General features: G+C 49.0%; 12 protein-coding genes, 1 other RNA gene and 1 pseudogene. 11 read left to right on the top strand and 3 right to left on the bottom strand.

What is annotated here, in order from left to right; translation table 11 throughout:
• Nucleotides 1-46 precede the first annotated feature (46 nt).
• From BM293_RS07060 to BM293_RS07015, 11 genes and pseudogenes are all read left to right on the top strand, one after another.
• On the top strand, nucleotides 47-1,147 hold the full coding sequence (locus BM293_RS07060; RefSeq protein ID WP_093447986.1) for a mechanosensitive ion channel family protein: 1,101 nt from the start codon (nucleotides 47-49) through the stop codon (nucleotides 1,145-1,147).
• Nucleotides 1,144-2,028 carry a DUF5718 family protein gene (locus BM293_RS07055; protein WP_093447984.1) on the top strand — a complete coding sequence of 295 codons (885 nt, stop codon included), beginning with the start codon at nucleotides 1,144-1,146 and terminating at the stop codon, nucleotides 2,026-2,028. Before BM293_RS07060 ends, BM293_RS07055 begins: the two co-directional genes overlap by 4 nt.
• Nucleotides 2,029-2,094: 66 nt before the next feature.
• Nucleotides 2,095-3,507, top strand: coding sequence for a glutamate--tRNA ligase (gene gltX / locus BM293_RS07050; protein ID WP_093447983.1), 1,413 nt, complete (start codon nucleotides 2,095-2,097; stop codon nucleotides 3,505-3,507).
• A 3-nt stretch (nucleotides 3,508-3,510) separates the two neighbouring features.
• Nucleotides 3,511-4,899, top strand: a complete 1,389-nt coding sequence (locus BM293_RS07045) for an anti-phage deoxyguanosine triphosphatase (protein WP_093447981.1) — start codon at nucleotides 3,511-3,513, stop codon at nucleotides 4,897-4,899.
• Nucleotides 4,900-4,921: 22 nt separating this feature from the next.
• Nucleotides 4,922-5,279: a transfer-messenger RNA gene (ssrA, locus tag BM293_RS07040) on the top strand.
• A gap of 181 nt (nucleotides 5,280-5,460) precedes the next feature.
• A complete protein-coding gene (locus BM293_RS07035; protein ID WP_093447979.1) occupies nucleotides 5,461-5,703 on the top strand; it encodes a ribbon-helix-helix domain-containing protein in 243 nt (80 codons plus the stop codon).
• Nucleotides 5,703-6,065, top strand: a complete 363-nt coding sequence (locus BM293_RS07030; protein ID WP_093447978.1) for a type II toxin-antitoxin system PemK/MazF family toxin — start codon at nucleotides 5,703-5,705, stop codon at nucleotides 6,063-6,065. The genes BM293_RS07035 and BM293_RS07030 overlap by 1 nt, the downstream gene beginning before the upstream one ends.
• A gap of 28 nt (nucleotides 6,066-6,093) precedes the next feature.
• A pseudogene (locus BM293_RS10455) lies at nucleotides 6,094-6,180 on the top strand (Fic family protein); the annotation flags it as partial.
• 299 nt (nucleotides 6,181-6,479) lie between these two features.
• Nucleotides 6,480-6,770: a helix-turn-helix domain-containing protein gene (locus BM293_RS07025; RefSeq protein ID WP_093447976.1), complete on the top strand. Its 291-nt coding sequence runs from the start codon at nucleotides 6,480-6,482 to the stop codon at nucleotides 6,768-6,770.
• A gap of 19 nt (nucleotides 6,771-6,789) precedes the next feature.
• On the top strand, nucleotides 6,790-7,794 hold the full coding sequence (locus BM293_RS07020) for a YecA family protein (RefSeq protein ID WP_093447975.1): 1,005 nt from the start codon (nucleotides 6,790-6,792) through the stop codon (nucleotides 7,792-7,794).
• A 120-nt stretch (nucleotides 7,795-7,914) separates the two neighbouring features.
• A complete protein-coding gene (locus BM293_RS07015; protein WP_006461063.1) occupies nucleotides 7,915-8,376 on the top strand; it encodes a YaiI/YqxD family protein in 462 nt (153 codons plus the stop codon).
• Here BM293_RS07015 and recD read toward each other — a convergent pair.
• From recD to recC, 3 genes are read right to left on the bottom strand one after another with little or no spacing between them, the layout of a single operon-like run.
• Nucleotides 8,356-9,948, bottom strand: coding sequence for an exodeoxyribonuclease V subunit alpha (gene recD / locus BM293_RS07010; protein ID WP_093447973.1), 1,593 nt, complete (start codon nucleotides 9,946-9,948; stop codon nucleotides 8,356-8,358). The two genes, BM293_RS07015 and recD, sit on opposite strands and share 21 nt — an antisense overlap.
• The gene (gene recB / locus BM293_RS07005; RefSeq protein WP_093447972.1) at nucleotides 9,945-13,448 is read right to left on the bottom strand and encodes an exodeoxyribonuclease V subunit beta; all 3,504 of its coding nucleotides are present in this window, start codon (nucleotides 13,446-13,448) and stop codon (nucleotides 9,945-9,947) included. Before recB ends, recD begins: the two co-directional genes overlap by 4 nt.
• A complete protein-coding gene (gene recC / locus BM293_RS07000; RefSeq protein WP_093447970.1) occupies nucleotides 13,441-16,698 on the bottom strand; it encodes an exodeoxyribonuclease V subunit gamma in 3,258 nt (1,085 codons plus the stop codon). Before recC ends, recB begins: the two co-directional genes overlap by 8 nt.
• Between the last annotated feature and the right edge of the window lie 145 nt (nucleotides 16,699-16,843).

The following is a 16,843-nucleotide window of genomic DNA, read 5'->3' as shown; positions in this document are numbered from 1 at the left end:
AAATAGCGCCTTAATAAAAAACATCAACTCAGGAGTAAGGCGCATCATGGAAACCTGGTTAGGCAGTATTGGCATTACCCATCCTATTCTGTTGGCAGTGGGATATTTATTGATCGCGGTGGTGGCCGCTTGGATGATTAATTTGGCTATTACACTCGGCCCCAAGCGTTGGGCGATACAAAAAAATCGCGAGATTTTAGCCTTTGCGCTGACCCATATTCGATTGCCCATTATGGTGTCGGTGGTGTTTATTGCGATTAGTACGATTATGAATTTGCAATTTAATCTGCCTGATGAGCTATTACTCTACGCCAATCGTATTTTAACCAGTATTAATATTTTAATTTGGGGGCAGTTTATTTATCGTGCTTCGCAATTTGGCTTGAAATTGCAAAGCACCCGTCAGCAAGAAGGGTCATTTATTCGACCACAAACCTTGCCGGTGTTGGATAACTTGTCGGCGGTGTTGATTATTTTAGTGGTGGTGTATTTATTGTTTTTAACCTGGAATATAAATATGACCGCTTGGCTCGCTTCGGCCGGTGTTATAGGTATTGCAGTTGGTTTTGCCGCTCGCGATACGCTCGCCAATATTTTATCCGGTTTGTTTATCATGGCCGATTCACCCTTTAAAATCGGCGACTACATTGTGGTGGATGGCACGGATCGTGGCAAGGTGACGCAAATTGGTTTGCGCTCGACCCGAATTTTGACCCGAGATGATGTCGAGATTAATATTCCCAACTCCGTGCTAGCCAACGGCAAAGTCGTTAACCAATCATCGGGTCGTTTTGTCAGTATGCGCATGAGTGTTAATGTCGGGGTATCTTATGATAGTGATATTGATCAGGTTCGCCAAATCCTGCTCGAGATTGCCCAAGCAGACCCACAAGTATTGCAAGACCCGGTGCCCGCAGTCAGGTTTATGGGCTTTGGTGCGTCAAGTTTAGATTTTTCATTGCGGGTATGGATTGCTGACCCTGAAATACGTTCGCGAGTGCTTGATAGTTTAAACACCACAATTTTCAAACGCTTTCAACAAGCCGGTATCGAAATTCCATACAGCAAGCATGATTTATATATAAAGTCTATGCCAGCAGGCCTGCAGGATAGTTTAAATCCATCGCGCAGCGAGGCGAAGGAATGAGTGATCACACGCAGTTAATGGCGTTTCAATTAAGTCAGGCACAATTAGCCGCCTTACCTGTGTTAGGTATTGCAGGTAATTTTGCTGAACACTTAAATCAGGCGGGTGAGGCAGCTGATTTTATCGCCATTGCCACTGAATCAGTTGAAGCGCCAAAAGGTTTGTTTCCAATCTATCTGCCCGACCAGCCAAGCTTTTTGGGAGTTTATCCGCTTTCTCATGAGCAGATTGTGGCTGATTTTAGTCAAACAGATCCGCTTCCCAAGTTGCAAATTGAACCTGAGCTCGCACTGTTGTTGGATGTTTTTTATGATGCAACGGGGCAGGTAACTGGATTAGCGCCTGTTGCCTTTAGCGCATTTAATGATTGTTCTAATCGGATTCATGCGCCCAAAATCAGCGTCAAGAAAAACTGGGGGCCTGCTTCAACCGGCATTGCGCAACACTGGTTTAAGCTTGAAAATTGGGGCGAGCATAGCGATTTGCAAAACTATGCCATTGCCTGTTATCACCAACGAGCAGGCCTGCTGCAAGCCTATGGTCAAACGACACCGGTTAAGCACTATAGTTATTGGAATGAACGATTAATAAACTGGATACTTAAACAGTTAAACACTCAGTTAGATGAAGGCCCGTTGGAAGATATGCCGGCGATATTACAGGCCTTAGATTATCCCAAGCAACTCATCGTGTCGTTGGGTGCAACGCGTTACACCACCTTTGGGGAGCAGTGTTATTTACAACCGGGTGACCAACTAAGTGTATGGCTTGTGCCCTTAGCGCTTGTTGAACAATTACCCCTATTGGAGTCTGAGCCAGCCGAAAGACTAGTTGATCAAGGTATTATTCGACTCAAACAATCAGTTCAAGATGGGCGCTAAGCAATAGTCGCTTTAAGGGCTAAGGATGGTTATAATTCAGTCTTATTTTTTGATAAGGAGTCTGCTGTGATTCGCACTCGATTTGCCCCAAGTCCAACCGGTTATCTACACATTGGTGGCGTTCGTACCGCCTTATTCTCATGGTTATATGCACGCAAAATGGGCGGCGAGTTTATTTTACGAATTGAAGACACAGATCTAGAGCGCTCCACACAAGAATCAGTGAATGCCATTTTGGAAGGGATGGCTTGGTTAGGCTTGGATTACGATCATGGTCCTTTTTATCAAACGCACCACTTTGATCGCTATAAAGCGGTTGTATCACAACTCTTAGCGCAAGGCGATGCTTATTATTGTTATGCATCACCCGAAGAGTTAGATGCGATGCGTGAGCAGCAACGGCAGAAGGGTGAAAAACCGCGTTACGATGGCCGCTATCGTAATTTTACCGGTACGCCACCTGAAGGCATTAAACCAGTCGTGCGCTTTAAAAATCCGCTGGATGGCAAAGTGGTAATTGATGATATGGTTAAAGGCCAAGTGACGGTCAAAAATGCCGAAATAGATGACTTAATTATTGCCCGTTCTGATGGCACGCCGACTTATAATCTAACAGTCGTAGTGGATGACTGGGACATGGGCATTACCCACGTTATTCGCGGTGATGATCATTTAAACAATACCCCTCGCCAAATTAATATTCTCAAAGCGCTAGGCGCGCCGATTCCAAAGTATGCGCATATACCCATGGTATTAGGCTCAGATGGTGCGCGTTTGTCAAAGCGTCATGGTGCGGTGAGTGTCTTACAATATAAAGAAGAAGGTTACCTGCCAGAAGCACTACTCAATTACCTAGTAAGACTAGGCTGGTCACATGGCGATCAAGAAATATTTTCAATGGATCAAATGGTCGAAGCCTTTGATTTGGATTCGGTTAATGCGGCGCCTTCCACATTTAATGAAGAAAAATGTATTTGGGTCAATCAGCAGCATATTCAGCAAGCTGCAGGGGGACATTTAACCAGACACTTATCACATTTTATGGCCGAGCGGGGCTGTGATTTATCGCAAGGCCCGGCACTAGATCAAGTGGCTGATTTACTGCGAGAGCGTGCGCGTGACTTGACTGAAATGGCCGACAGTGCGTTGTACTTTTATCAAGATTTTACCGAGTTTGATGCGACAGCGGCTAAAAAGCATTTGCGTCCGGTGGCGGCTGAGCCATTGGCTAAGTTGTTACAAAAATTTAGCCAGCTAAAAACGTGGGATACGGCCAATATTCATCAAGCGATTCAGGATACCGCAACCGAGCTAGATATAGGTATGGGCAAGGTGGGGATGCCTTTGCGAGTTGCGATAACCGGCGCAGGCCAGTCGCCGTCTATTGATGCAACGGCGGCGTTAATTGGTCAGCATCGTTGTATCGTCCGTTTACAAATGGCCTTGGATTTTATCGCCGCTCGGGCAGAGCAAGGCTAAGTGATGGCGATGGGTGACGCAACCTTCAGTCAAGATGATGCACGCATTTGGGTGGAAAAATTCACCGAAATGCTCGATCCGGCACGTAAATCGGCGCGCCCACCGCATATGGCCTATCAGCGTGATCGCGCTCGTGTTATTCATTCGGCTTCCTTTCGACGCCTACAGTCCAAAACGCAAATTTTCGGCTTAAATGAGTCGGATTTTTTTCGCACACGTTTAACCCATTCAATGGAAGTGGCGCAAATTGGCTCAGGTATTGTCGAGCATTTAGCCTTGCGTGAAGAGGCCGACCATTACCAGGCCTGGTTACCCTCGCCCTATTTAATTGAAGCGATTTGTTTAGCGCATGATCTGGGTCATCCACCCTTTGGGCATGGTGGTGAAGTGGCGCTTAACTACATGATGCGTCATCATGGTGGTTTTGAAGGTAATGCGCAAACCTTGCGTATTTTGGCTTACTTGGGCGAATACACGCCTCAAAATGGCCTAGACCTAACTCGGCGTGCAACGCTAGGTGTAATGAAGTATCCAGCAATTTATGAGGATATTATCCAACAAGATGCCGCTTACCAGGCCTGCTTAAACCTACCTACTATCACCGACTTTAAAACCTGGAATATGAAACCTTGGCATCCGCCTAAGTGTTTATATCAAGAAGAAGCATCGGTGGTTGACTGGGTGTTATCGCCCTTTAGTGAGCAGGATCGAGCGGTGTTTTTAGCCATCAAACCGCCAATTGATCCCGCATCAACCCAACGGGTTCGCACCCAATTTAAAGCCTTCGACACCACGATTATGGAGCTGGCTGATGACATTGCCTATGGCATCCATGATTTAGAAGATGCGGTGGCGATGAAAATGGTCACGCGTGATCTGTGGCAAGCCGAAGTGATGGAGCATCCGCATTTTATAGCGCATCGTTTATGGGATAACACCATGACCGAGCGATTGTTTAGCGGCAGCTCCAAGCAGCGCAAACATGCGGTATCAAAAATGGTTGGCATTATGGTGGAAGAGATTTTTGTGATTGAGCGTGATCAATTCGCGCATCCACTATTGCGTTACCAGGCCTGCTTACCGACGGCACAAGCGCAAGTGTTAGAACTGTTAAAACAATTCGTGTTTAAAAATGTCATCACCATTCCTGAAGTGAAGGGGATGGAGTACAAGGGGCAACTGATTGTGATGACCCTATTTGAAGCACTTGAGGCCAATGCCGATCGATTATTACCCGCTAATACCTTAGCCAAGTTTAATCAGGCGGATTCTGAACGGGCGCGTAAACGGGTGATTTGTGACTATATTGCCGGTATGACCAATAACTACGCGTCGAAACTCTATGAAAAATTCTTCCTACCTAAACAAGGTTCGGTATTTGATCGAATTTAGCGTATAATAATGAGTCACTCGCGGGGCTGTACTTGGTTTCGACGGGGAGATTGAAGTTTGAGAGGCATGTCGTGCCTGAATGATGCACGTAAATCTTAATTCACATTGTTATAGTTGCAAACGACGATAACTACGCTCTAGCGGCTTAATCCCGCTGGTGCGGCCCGGGGTAGTTGTTCGTGGCACCCGACGCCGTATCATCTCACACGGAATCGCCAACATCGCGTGTTTGGGTAGATGGTGGTTAAAACAGACAAACTCGTCGGACGCGTTCCCTGCTAGTCGGGCAGCGTTTTGATTAAATCAGTAGACTAAATAAACATGTAGATTCTCCGATGGATGCTTTCCGGACGGCGGTTCGAATCCGCCCAGCTCCACCAAACACCTAAGCCCGCCTCTGCGGGTTTTTTTGTGGCTTGAAAAAATGGGTTCCCAAGTACTAACCGACCATCCACAAAATTTTGATAGGTCACACTTTGCGGTGTTAGCGTTGTCGGTTTTAACGAGTGTTGCTATACCGGTGTTACTAAAGTATTACCAAGGCTTTATGAAGGAGTGGCGATGAAGACGATTACGATTAAAGCATCTGATGAGTTTGCGCAAAATCTGGTGGATTTAGCGGGGCAGTTGCACCTGTCTAAAAGTGAGCTGATTCGTCAAGCGGTTGAGCGTTTCCGTCAGCAACAAGAGCAGACTTTGTTAAAGGCCAAAATGCAAGCGGCCGCCAAAAAAGTGCGTTCACAGACATACGATGAGCTAAACGATTGGGAAGCAACACTGGAAGATGGTCTGAAGGGGTTGTGATGATGGAAGCACCACAACTACTGCGCGGCGGTGTTTATCTCGCCAACTTACATCCATCAAAAGGTAATGAGCCGGGAAAAGTGCGACCGGTATTGGTTTTGCAAAACAACTGGCTTAATGAATTCCCTCACCCAACAGTGATTGTATTACCCTTGAGTAGCAGTTTGATAGACGATGCCGAGCCATTACGGTTTCGATTGCAATCGAGAGATCGCTTGCACAAAGCATCGGATGCACTCTGCGACCAAATACGAGCCTTGGATATTTGCAGAATCACACCTGATTGTTTAACGCTGTTAACACCTAATGAAATGCAGCGAATTGAGCACAATATACAGCAAGTATTGGGTTTTTTGAACTGAGGGTGAAACTTGTCGGCAGGCGTTAGCAGGCCTGCTTACCATGACCCTACCGGACAAACCGAGTAGCCCAAAACAGAAATACCAAACCGTGCCAGTAGTTGTCAGCGAAGGATAATAATGACGAAATCAACCGACCTACAAAACACCGTAGCTACAGAATTGGGTAACCTAATCAGCGGCATTACGCGGATTGTTGAGCAGGCCGCAAAGTTGGCGGTGGGTTAGTTATTGTTAATTTGATTTTTAGTAACGATTTGGGTTGGTTTAGTTTGCCGTTTCGTTATGTCTAAAACGGTATAACGATTGAACAAAGCCTGTCGTTTGAGGTGTTTTTATTAAATTGGATATAATGGTAGCCATTTATGGCTTTTAACCCATATAATGGACATAACTGTATCCAACAGGTTGTTGCGGATGAATCTTACCTTACTTGATGATACCGATGTAAGCCAAGCTTATGCGGCTTATTTGCGTGGGTTACGCCAGCAAGCCAAACTGTCGCGCGCGGCCTTGGCAGAGCGAAGCTGCGTGCCTGCGGCCACGATTAAGAAGTTTGAGCTGACTGGGAAAATTTCATTTCGCCAATTGTTGTTGCTTTGGCAGACCCTCGATTCGCTAGACAGACTCTATCAACTCACACAATCTAACATAGCGCGCGACACCATGCCCTCTAGCATTGATGAGGTGCTAAAAGATGCCTTTTAAACCCATGTAAGGGATAACCATGAAGCTCGGTCGTAACGATCCTTGCCACTGTGGCAGCGGTGAAAAATTTAAACGTTGTTGTATGAACAACGTATCTAAGCAACATGCTCAAGTTATGGATGAGGTAGAAGCTATGCTGGCCATGAGTCCAAATTTGAGTATTGATGAACTTAATGTCGCTTTGCAACACAAAATGAAAGATCGAAACAATCAACCACAATCTGATTTTTGTGGCATGACGCCAACGCAAATGGCTAATTGGCTTTATGCGCCTTTTGATGAATTACAGTGGGTGACAATCAGCATACCAGATGAGTTTTGCTCCAGCCCTGTGATGCGTTATCTCGGCCTCATTCTTGATGAGGCGATGGCGCAAGAGGGGTCGTTTAAAGCCACAACTAAAGGCAACTTACCGGCAAAGTTGGTTAAACAGGCAAGTGAATTATTATCTGATTTTTCAGTTGCTCAATATGAAGATGACATCAGTATCAGTGAGTTTGCAGGCAGTAATGAAGATAAATTTAATGCCTTGCACTACACGAGGGTGTTAGCAGAAATTAGCGGCATTATTTATCAACGTAGCGGTCGCTATCATGTAAAAAAAGCCGCGCAAAAACAGTATCAGCAATTAGGTTTACAGGCATTTTTTACACCTATGTTAGAAGCCGCTGTTAGCCAATATAACTGGGGCTACTTCGACGGTTTTGAATACGATATCGATTTGCGATTCATTTGGGTATTTATGTTGTGGCGCATTCAGAGTCACAAGAGTGTAGATCTGTTGATTGAGGAAGTGATGACAGCCTTTCCAGATTTACTGAGGGCATTTCCTATGGATGATTACTTCTCGCCAGAAAAGGGTTTAAGCTTAATTATTGAATCACGGTTTATTAAGCGATTTTTACAGTTTTGGGGCTTTGTGATCATGGATCCAAGGCGTTATAAAGATGCTGAACCTGTCGCCAGAGTAGTTCAGCTACAGCCGTTGTTAAAGCAAACTTTTCAATTTAGCATTAACGCATAGGAAGTTTATCCTATGAGCAGGATGAGTTTGGTTTGGATGGCTAATCAAAACTACTGGCTTGGCTAGCGTTATGATTTTTAGCACCCGGTAGTCATGCCGTAATATTAAAAAGTGAACACTATGCAAATTTGGGTGGATGCGGACGCTTGTCCGGCGGTCATTAAAGAAATCATTTTTAAAGCGGCGAAGCGTACCGAAACCTCGGTGACCTTGGTCGCTAATCACGCGATGGCCATTGCGGGTAGCCCCTATATTCGCTTGATCCAAGTGCCTAAAGGTTTTGATGTCGCCGATAATCACATTGTGCAGGCGCTGTCTGCCGGCGATTTGGTGATTACGGCGGATATTCCACTGGCGGCCGAGGTGATTGCCAAAGGCGGTTTAGCGCTAAATCCGCGTGGCGAACTCTATACCGAAAGCAATATTAAGGCGCGTTTGACTATGCGTGATTTTATGGAAAACCTGCGCTCAAGCGGGATTCAAACCGGTGGGCCAGCGAGCTTTAATCAAGCTGACCGACAAGCCTTTGCGAACCAGCTGGATCGTTGGTTACAACAAAAGTCACGTCAAACGCCGCGCTAAACCACTGTGGCGCGCTATCGCGTTGTTAACGCATTGCGTGAGTAGGCTGTCACTGGCGACCAGTGTCACTTGGCGTTTGGCACGGGTGATGGCGGTATAGAGTAGTTCTTTGGTCACTAAGGATTCGGTTTGGCTATTGAGCTGGTTGCCCAGCGCAATCATCACGTGCGCAAATTCCGAGCCTTGGCTTTTGTGAATCGTCATCGCAAACGCGGTTTGATGGCTGGGTAAGCGACTGGGCACAAACGCACGCAGTTGGTTGGCGAGCAGAAAATACACTTTCAATTGGCCGCTGTTCGGTGCGTGAATATCCGGTAAACACAGGCCGATATCGCCGTTGTATAAACCGGTGCTCGGGTCGTTTTTGTCAATCATTACTGGGCGTCCGGCGTACCATGGCGTGGTCACCAGGCCTGGTTGCGCAAGCTGATTAAACGCACTTAAACCAAATTCGCCTTCACGCGTCGCGGTGAGAATTTTAAATTGGTTAAAGGTTTGAAACAGCGCGTGAATGTCTTGCTCGTTCTGAACGCTTTCCACTTGGGCAAAATAATCGCGGTAATGGCGTTGAATAAAGCCGCTCAGTTCGCTGGCTTTTTGCACGTTTTTTAAGCCAATGACGGCTTCGCTGTCGCGGTTTTCTGCCGCTTTGCACAGTGCCAATACGTTTTTAGCGTCTTGTTGATTCACCGCGTGTGCCAGTTGTTTGATCTGTTCGTTAAAGCGGTAGGTGGTTTGCAGTTCGACCCGATTATCGGCTAAGGCGCGATAACAATCGGACAGCACCGCACCGGATTCGACCGAGGCGAGTTGATCTTTATCGCCGAGCAGAATGAGTTTGGCATTCGGTTTAAGGGCATTGACCAATTTACTCATCAGCGCCAAATCAATCATGGAGGCTTCATCGACCACCAGCACATCGTGACTGAGCGGGTTTTCGGCATGGTGTTTAAATTCCGGCGTCAGCGGTCGTGCGCCCAATAAGCGATGCAAGGTACTGACTTGGTGAGGAATCTTTTCGAGCAGGTCGGCTGGAAACAAATCGGTCAGCTGCGCTTTGCTATTGGCGATGGATTCTTGCAAGCGCATCGCCGCTTTGCCGGTGGGCGCGGCCAACGCAAAAGTGGCGTTGGTATGTTGTTGAATGAGTAGGGCGAGAATTTTGACCACGGTAGTGGTTTTGCCGGTGCCAGGGCCGCCGGTAATCAGCGCGAGTCGTTTGGTCAGTGCCAATTCAGCGGCTTGTTGCTGCAACGGGTCGTTAAACAGCGCGTTCAGACTTTGCGCGTTTAATTGCAGCGGCTCGCTGGCAGCGGCTTTGCGTTTGAGTTGTTGCGCCAGTTGGGTTTCGTATTGATGGTAGCGGCTGAAATAGAGCAAATCGTCATCCAGCACCCAGGCTTCGCTCGGGTTGGCGCGAATCACCGCTTGTTGGTCGGCATCGAGTTGAATGCAACTGTGACCTTCACTGAGCGCGCGCGATAGCTGTTTAATGATTTGCGCCAGTTCGGGGTTGTGCGGCGTAAAAAACGCCGCTAAACGATGATCTAAAAACGATTGTTGTGGATTCATGATGCGACTCCCTGTGATGGCGCGTATTGTGGGCTTAAACATGCGGCTAAGCGTTCAAGGTCGGCCAGTTTGGGGCGATAGTGATACACGCCAGTGTCGGCGTTCTCACCGTTCATGCCGCGCACAAAACCATAGACTACGCCGGCAAAGTGGCGTTCGTAATCGTAGTCGGGCAAGCGATGGCATAAATATTGATGCAGTGCGAGGCAATAAAGCATAAATTGCAAGCCGTAACTGTGATGCTGCATTTCTGCAAACAGCCGGTCTGGCGTATAGTCGTTCGGGTCGGAACCGAGGTAATTGGTTTTGTAATCAAGCAGATAAAACTGTCCCTGATGCTCGAACACCAAATCGATAAAACCGTTCAGATAGCCGGCCAGTTGTTGCGCTTTGAGCGGTAAAAACGGCACGTCGCTGGGCATGGCGTGGTTCAGTTGCAAGGTCGAGCTAGGCGAGAGCGCATAGTAAAACGCCATTTCTTTCAGCACCTTATTGCTGGGCAGTTGCTCGAGAGTTAAACCGGGTTGATCGCTGCGCAGTGGTGTGGTGACGATGCGTTGCATTAAGTTATCCAACGCGAGTTGTTGGTTTGGGTTGAGTTTTAGGCCGTATTTTTGGCACAGCGCTTGGCGCAGTTCAGGATCAACGCCCTGCGCCAGTTGTGCAAAATCCTGCTGCTCCAATAGGTCATGTACCAGATTACCAAAGTCCGCTCCGCGCGCGATATCGCGCTCTTTATCGAACGCATCGATCGCCGCCGGTTCTTGTGGCAGCAGGTTTTCTTGTGCCTTATCGGTGGGGGTTTCGTTAACGGCTTCAAGTTCGGCGGAAGGCGTGCTGGCGGCACTGTGACCGGCTTTGACCAATCCGGTAAAGCTAAACAGTCGATAACGCGTATCCACCGAAGTGCGTTGCATTGAGCAGGCCTGGTAATCGCGTGGCGCACTGGGTGGTTGATAAACCTGCGGTTGAGCATCTAGTAAGAGTTCGCGGCGGGTAAACAGGCTGTCATGGCGTTCAGTGCGCGGTGGCTGTTGGTGCAAATACCCGAGCGGCGAGAGTTCAAAGCCTTTCAAGTTTTCGCCGGTCACCACCGTGTTGCGGATTTTGGCGCGGGTCAGCGCGACATAGGCCAGACGCAAGTCTTCGGCTTGTTGTTCTTGATAGGCTTGATCATGGTGTTGCGCAAATTGCTCGGAACCCAAATCCAATAGCCATTCGCCATTTTGATACACGCGTACCGGGTCTTTCGGGTTTTTTTCCGGGTCTTTGGCTTGCCATAAATCCGGGCAGAACACATAGTCGTATTCCAAGCCTTTGGCGGCGTGAACCGTGACGATTTGCAAGGCTTCGTCATCGCGGTCGAGGCGGACAATTGTGGCGTCCGAGCCATCCGGCTCCGTGAGCTGGTGCGCCAAAAAATCGAGGGTTTTGGCGGGGGTTAAATGGCGCTGATGGATTTCAGTTTGCAGGATTTCCGCCAGTTGTTGGATATTGGCAATGCGCCGTTCGGCATCGTTAAATTTCGTTAAATGTTCCAATACCTGTTGCTGTTCCAGCAGTGCATAGAGCGCGGCGATAAACGAGGTTTTGTGCCAGAGTTGATTGAGTCGTTGCATCAATTCAAACCAGTGTTCAAGGGCATCGCTGTGCAGAACTTGATACACCTGTTCGCTGTTCAAGCCAAACCAATCGAGTGCCAATAACGGCTTAATCAGGCGGCTGTCGTTGTGCTGTAACATCGCCGCCATCACCCGATAAAGTTGCTCGGCTTGTGCGGTTTGATAAATGGATTGGCGACTTTTAATCACCGCCGGAATGCCGAGTTTGGCGAGCGCTTGACGATAGGATTCAGCACGATGATTGGCGCGCACCAAAATCGCGATTTGTTTCGGTTGCACGCCGTGATGCTGCAACAAGTCGCTGATTTCAGCGAGCAGATTTTGTTGAATCAGCGACTCGGCGGCATTGTTGGCCCAGGGTTTGCCATCGTCTTTATCGGGAAGGGTAAGCCAATGCCACGCCGGTTGCGCCGCAAGTTGTGGGTCAGAATTGACGCCGGCGTTGACCGGTTGAAAATGCAGTGAGTCAAATCGAAACGGGTTGTCCACGTCAAACACCTGATTCACCGCTTGCACTAAATTCGGTTGTGAACGCCAGTTGGTATCGAGGGTGTAATGCGCTTGGCATTGGTTCGCGGCGGCAAAGTAGGCGTGAATATCGGCACCACGGAATTTGTAAATCGCTTGTTTGGGGTCGCCGATTAAAAACAAATACGCGGGGTCGGTTTGCGGATTTTGAGCGGTCTGTGTGTTTTGATTAAACAGCGCGGAAAAAATCCCCCATTGCCATTGGTCGGTGTCTTGGAATTCGTCAATTAGCGCCGCTTGATAGCTGCTGCGCACTCGCTCGATTAGTGTGCTCGCTTGCGGTTGTTGCAAAGCCTGATACAAGCGTTGAATGAGATCGTCAAAACTCATCAGGTTTTGCGCTTGCAGTTTGACGCTGAGTTGTTGTTGAAAGTGCGCGGCAAACGCCGATTGCAGCGCAATTTTCAGTTGCTGGTGGAGTTGCGTTTGGTTGGTAAGCAGGGTGTCACCGGGATGAATCTGGGCAACGAATTCAGCCGCAGCGGGTTTGCCTTGTTTGTTAAAGGGCGTGCCTTTCGCCAAATAATCAAGCAGCGTGAGTGGGTCGTTGTTGAAATTGGCTTGATGTCCAGCCAGCGCGCCTAAACTGCGCGCATTAATCCAGTTATGTGCTTGTGCCTCGGCGATAAAGGCGTCGATTTTCGGTTGCGTTTGCGTAAGCCAGGTTTGCCAGGCCTGCTGATGCGCGAGCAACTCCGGCATAAGCGTGTCGATGTCTTTCACTTCTGGCGTGATACGCAAGCCGGGTTGTTTAATGTCATACAGCAGGCTGTATAGGTTTTTCGGTGAAGGCAGCGCCGCTAAGATCAACGCCACCTGCTCTTTGGGGCGCTCGTAAACGGTTTGGCGCCAAAAGTCGGCGACCAATTCATCGTAAAGGCCGGTCATATCGGTGGTGAGGGTTTGCCCAAACGCCTGTTCGCTCTCCAGCGGGTATTCGGTGAGGATTTTTTGACAAAAACCGTGAATGGTCGAGATGCTGGCTTGGTCGATGTTCGCTAACGCCTGCACCAAACGAGCCTGAGCATCGGCGTGTTGCACTTGGGATGCCAATTGAGTCAGCCAGTCATTGAGCAGCTTATCTTCACTGGTGGCGCCGTTGAGTGCGTTTTTCGCTTCCACCAAGCGCTGGCGCACCCGTTCGCGCAGCTCTTGGGTGGCGGCATCGGTAAAGGTCACAATCAAAATCTGTTCAATCGGCAGTGCTTTTTCCACCACTAAACGCAACACCAAAAACGCAATCGAGAAGGTTTTGCCGGTGCCGGCGCTGGCTTCAATCAGGCAGGAGCCGGGATTTAGCGGATGGTTTAGTACATCAAACGGCGCAAGGGTGGGTGATGTATTAGTCATTTGCAGACGTCTCCTTGTCGTTCAGCGCTTGCCAGATCGGCGTGATCAGTTGTTCGGTGAGGGTTAAAAATGCGTCGCTGTAGAGTTCATCGACCATGATGCCTTGGTACAGCAAGGCGATTTCCGCTTTGGGCGGACGGCTGGTGTTGCTAGCCCAGTCTTTCGTGCCTTCCACTTTGTCACGCATTGCATTGAGCGCATCGCGTTCGGCGTTTTCCGGTTTTTTGGCGCTGACATACGCCCAAGCCGCTTCAAGAATGAGTGCCGAGGGTTCGGTTACGTTGTGTTGATAGGTTTGTAACCAGTTGTTCAACTGCGCCATGCGCTCGGTTTGATCGAGCGGCGCAAACGCATACGCCTGCGGTTTATTATTTTTGTCCAAACCAATAAGCCAAGTCGGTTGATCGCCGGTTAAATGCCACAACCAGGCCTGCACGAAATCCTTCGGTTTAAGTTTGCTGTAGCGATAATGCAATTGACCATTGGCATGATGCTGGCGCCAGCCGTTTAGGCGTCCGGCAGGCAAATCGAGTTCCAGCCAGTTGGCGGGTTGCGCTTTGCCGATGTGCGTTAGCGTGTCCTCAATCAACGCGGCGATGGCCTGCAAACCGCTGAGTTGCTCGTCGAGCTTTATGTCACCAAATTGACCGGATAACCATTCGCCGGAGTGTCGCAGACGCTCAACAAGCGCGTTGAGTTGCGCATCGCCTTTGAGTTTGGCGGCCAGTAAGCGTTGATTGAGATGGTAGTTTTCCAAACCATCGAGCGCAAAGGGTTCGCTGGCGCTTTGTTGTTGCGCCACGTCATCAAAGCGTATGCCCATGATGTTTTGCATAAAATACAACGGCGGGTCACCGGCAAAGCGCACCAGCTCCTCAATAAGCAGGCCTGCTGACGGGGTTTCATCCGAGTTTTGAGCGCCAATGGCGCCTTGCCACCAGCGCGGGGCCTGTTTAAAGCGTTCACTCTGGGCAAACGCCTGCGCAATCCGCGCAGCGCGCGGTTGGTAGGTTCGCAAGGCTTTGGGCGACGCTGTCGAGGAAAAATAGGCTTGCGAAAAGCCGTGTAGCGGTCTTTTCAGCGGTGTAAGCGCCAGCACATCGCGTAATTCACTCACCACCACCGACGGCGGTAAATCGTCATTGGTTTTTATCGATTGGCCGACATAACTCAAATACAGCGTCTGACGTGCAGATAAAATCGCGTCGAGAAATTGATAACGGTCATCGCGGCGTGCAGAACGGTCGCCCTGGCGAAATTGTCCCGCCAAGCCCATTAAATCAAAACTTGGATGGCGGTCGATTTTTGGGAAATCACCGTCATTGAGTCCCAAAATCGCAATCATTTTAAATGGAATCGAGCGCATCGGTAGCATCGAACAGAAGGTCAGTTGTCCGGCCAAAAAGCCTTGTGAGGTTTTGTGTTCACCCGCCGCCAAATCTAGCCAGCGCACAATCACACTGAGCGGATAGCTTTCGTTGCTCGGCATCTGCGCCAAACGTTGCAAAATGTCACGCAAGGGCGTGAGTTGTTGGTAGGCATTGTCTTGCAGGGTTTTGTCGATCAGGTTGAGCAGTAGCGTTGACCAGGCCTGCAAACTTAACGGTTTGCTGGTGCGCTCGGCATAGTCAAACAATACTTCACGTACAAACGCATCCAAGCCGCCGAGTGCTTGCGCGGCGGAGCCTTCGATTTCCAAACCGGTGCCTTGTTTAACAAAACCCCACATCATTTGGCTTAAGCCCGCGTGCCAAGTGTTTTGTTCCAAAGCCGGCAGTTGCAGTTGTTGGCGATGCGCGCCATCGCGTCCCCAGTGGATATGGGTTTGCGCAACCCAACTGCGAATATAGGCGAGGCTGTCGGCGTCCAAATCAAAGCGGGGATAGACCGATTCGCGCTCTAAAACATCCAACACCGCGTGCCATTCAAATCGGCTTGATAATAGGTTCAGCAGGTTAATTAAGGTATCGAGTAGTTCGTTTGACGAGCGCAAACTGCGGTCGGCAATCGCATAGCGAAAGGTGGGTTGGGTCGGCGAGGCACTTTGTGTGTTCGACGAAGCGCTATCAAACACTGCCGAGATAAAGGGTTCGTACACCGAAATGTCAGGCGCCATCACCAAAATATCGCGCAGTTCTAAGCTCGGATTTTGATCCAGTTGCTTTAAGAGCGCGTCTTTAAGCACTTCGAGTTCGCGCATCGGGCTGTGGCAACTGACCAGTTGAATCGAGTCGTCTTGCACCGCGATTTTATCGGTGTGCTGACCTTCAAGCAGACTGTTTTGCAATTGCACCAGTGCCGAGCGCGGGGTTGAATCGTCGCAGGCATCGTCGCTTGCATCGCCAAACGGCTCAAAACTGTCAAACTCCCAGTCGAGTTCGCCGCGCTCCAAAATCATCTGTTGAAACTCACGCCCTTGTTGCCCGAGCAGCGATAACAGCGGATGTCTGATGTCGCCAATCTGTTCCAGCTGTTCGGCTTGCAGGCGTTCGATGCGCATTTGTTTGCCGGAGCGAATGTCGCCCCAATAGTGTTGGCAAGGCTGCATTAAATACAAATGCACCTGGGTATGCCGCGCCAGCGCGTGCAAAAAATCTAATAACAGCGGGGGCATGGTGGTTAATCCAAAGACCGAAATGCGTTCCGGCAGCGCAAAGTCGCTGTTGTTGGGTTCGGTATTTTTTAGGCGCTCGATCACCCGTAACCAGGCCTGGCCACGATGCGGATGTTCGGTATCAGCGATTAAATCCAGCCACAAACGCCGTTGCCAGATTTCTGCCGGATGGGTTGTGAAGGTTTGGCCGGCTTGCCAGCGATCTAATAAATCCAAGCGCATCAGTTGATATTGGTCAAACACCTGCGCCAGTTGTTGCGCCAAACCAAAGCGTTTAATCGCCAACTGATCGCCTTGCAAATAGGTTTGTAACGGCGCCAATTCGGCATGACTGAGATCACGTAAGCGCGCGTCAAGCCGCCACATCAGCTGTTCGCGCTCAAAAAAATCACTTGCAAGTGTGGGATCAATCGCTTGTGCAATTTGATTGTAAAACTTGCCCGGAAACAGAAAATCTACGTTCGCGCAAACGCCGAACGCATCCGCTAGCCGTTGCGATAACCAACGCTCCATGCCTTGCGATTGAATTAAAAACACGTCGCGGGAAAATGGACTGGATAAAGGTTGCATTTCTAACACCTTATTCAGATGCGCCAGCAGATTTTCAGTTTTATTCGAGGTGTGGAGGGTAAACATAGTCAACGTGCCTTTGAGTCAAAATAAGGGAGATGTTCTACCTAATGTTGATATTGTAAAGGCTGAGAAGAATTTAGCTAGAGAGCTATGGATTTGTTGCGACAGCTGATGTCGCGTTTGAATGGCCAGTAAAGTTTTGACTAGC

It is taken from the genome of Thiomicrospira sp. ALE5, from assembly GCF_900112445.1.
GTDB lineage: Bacteria > Pseudomonadota > Gammaproteobacteria > Thiomicrospirales > Thiomicrospiraceae > Thiomicrospira.
The sequence above is the reverse complement of the archived record's forward strand: the minus strand, read 5'-3'. Positions and strand labels throughout refer to the sequence as shown.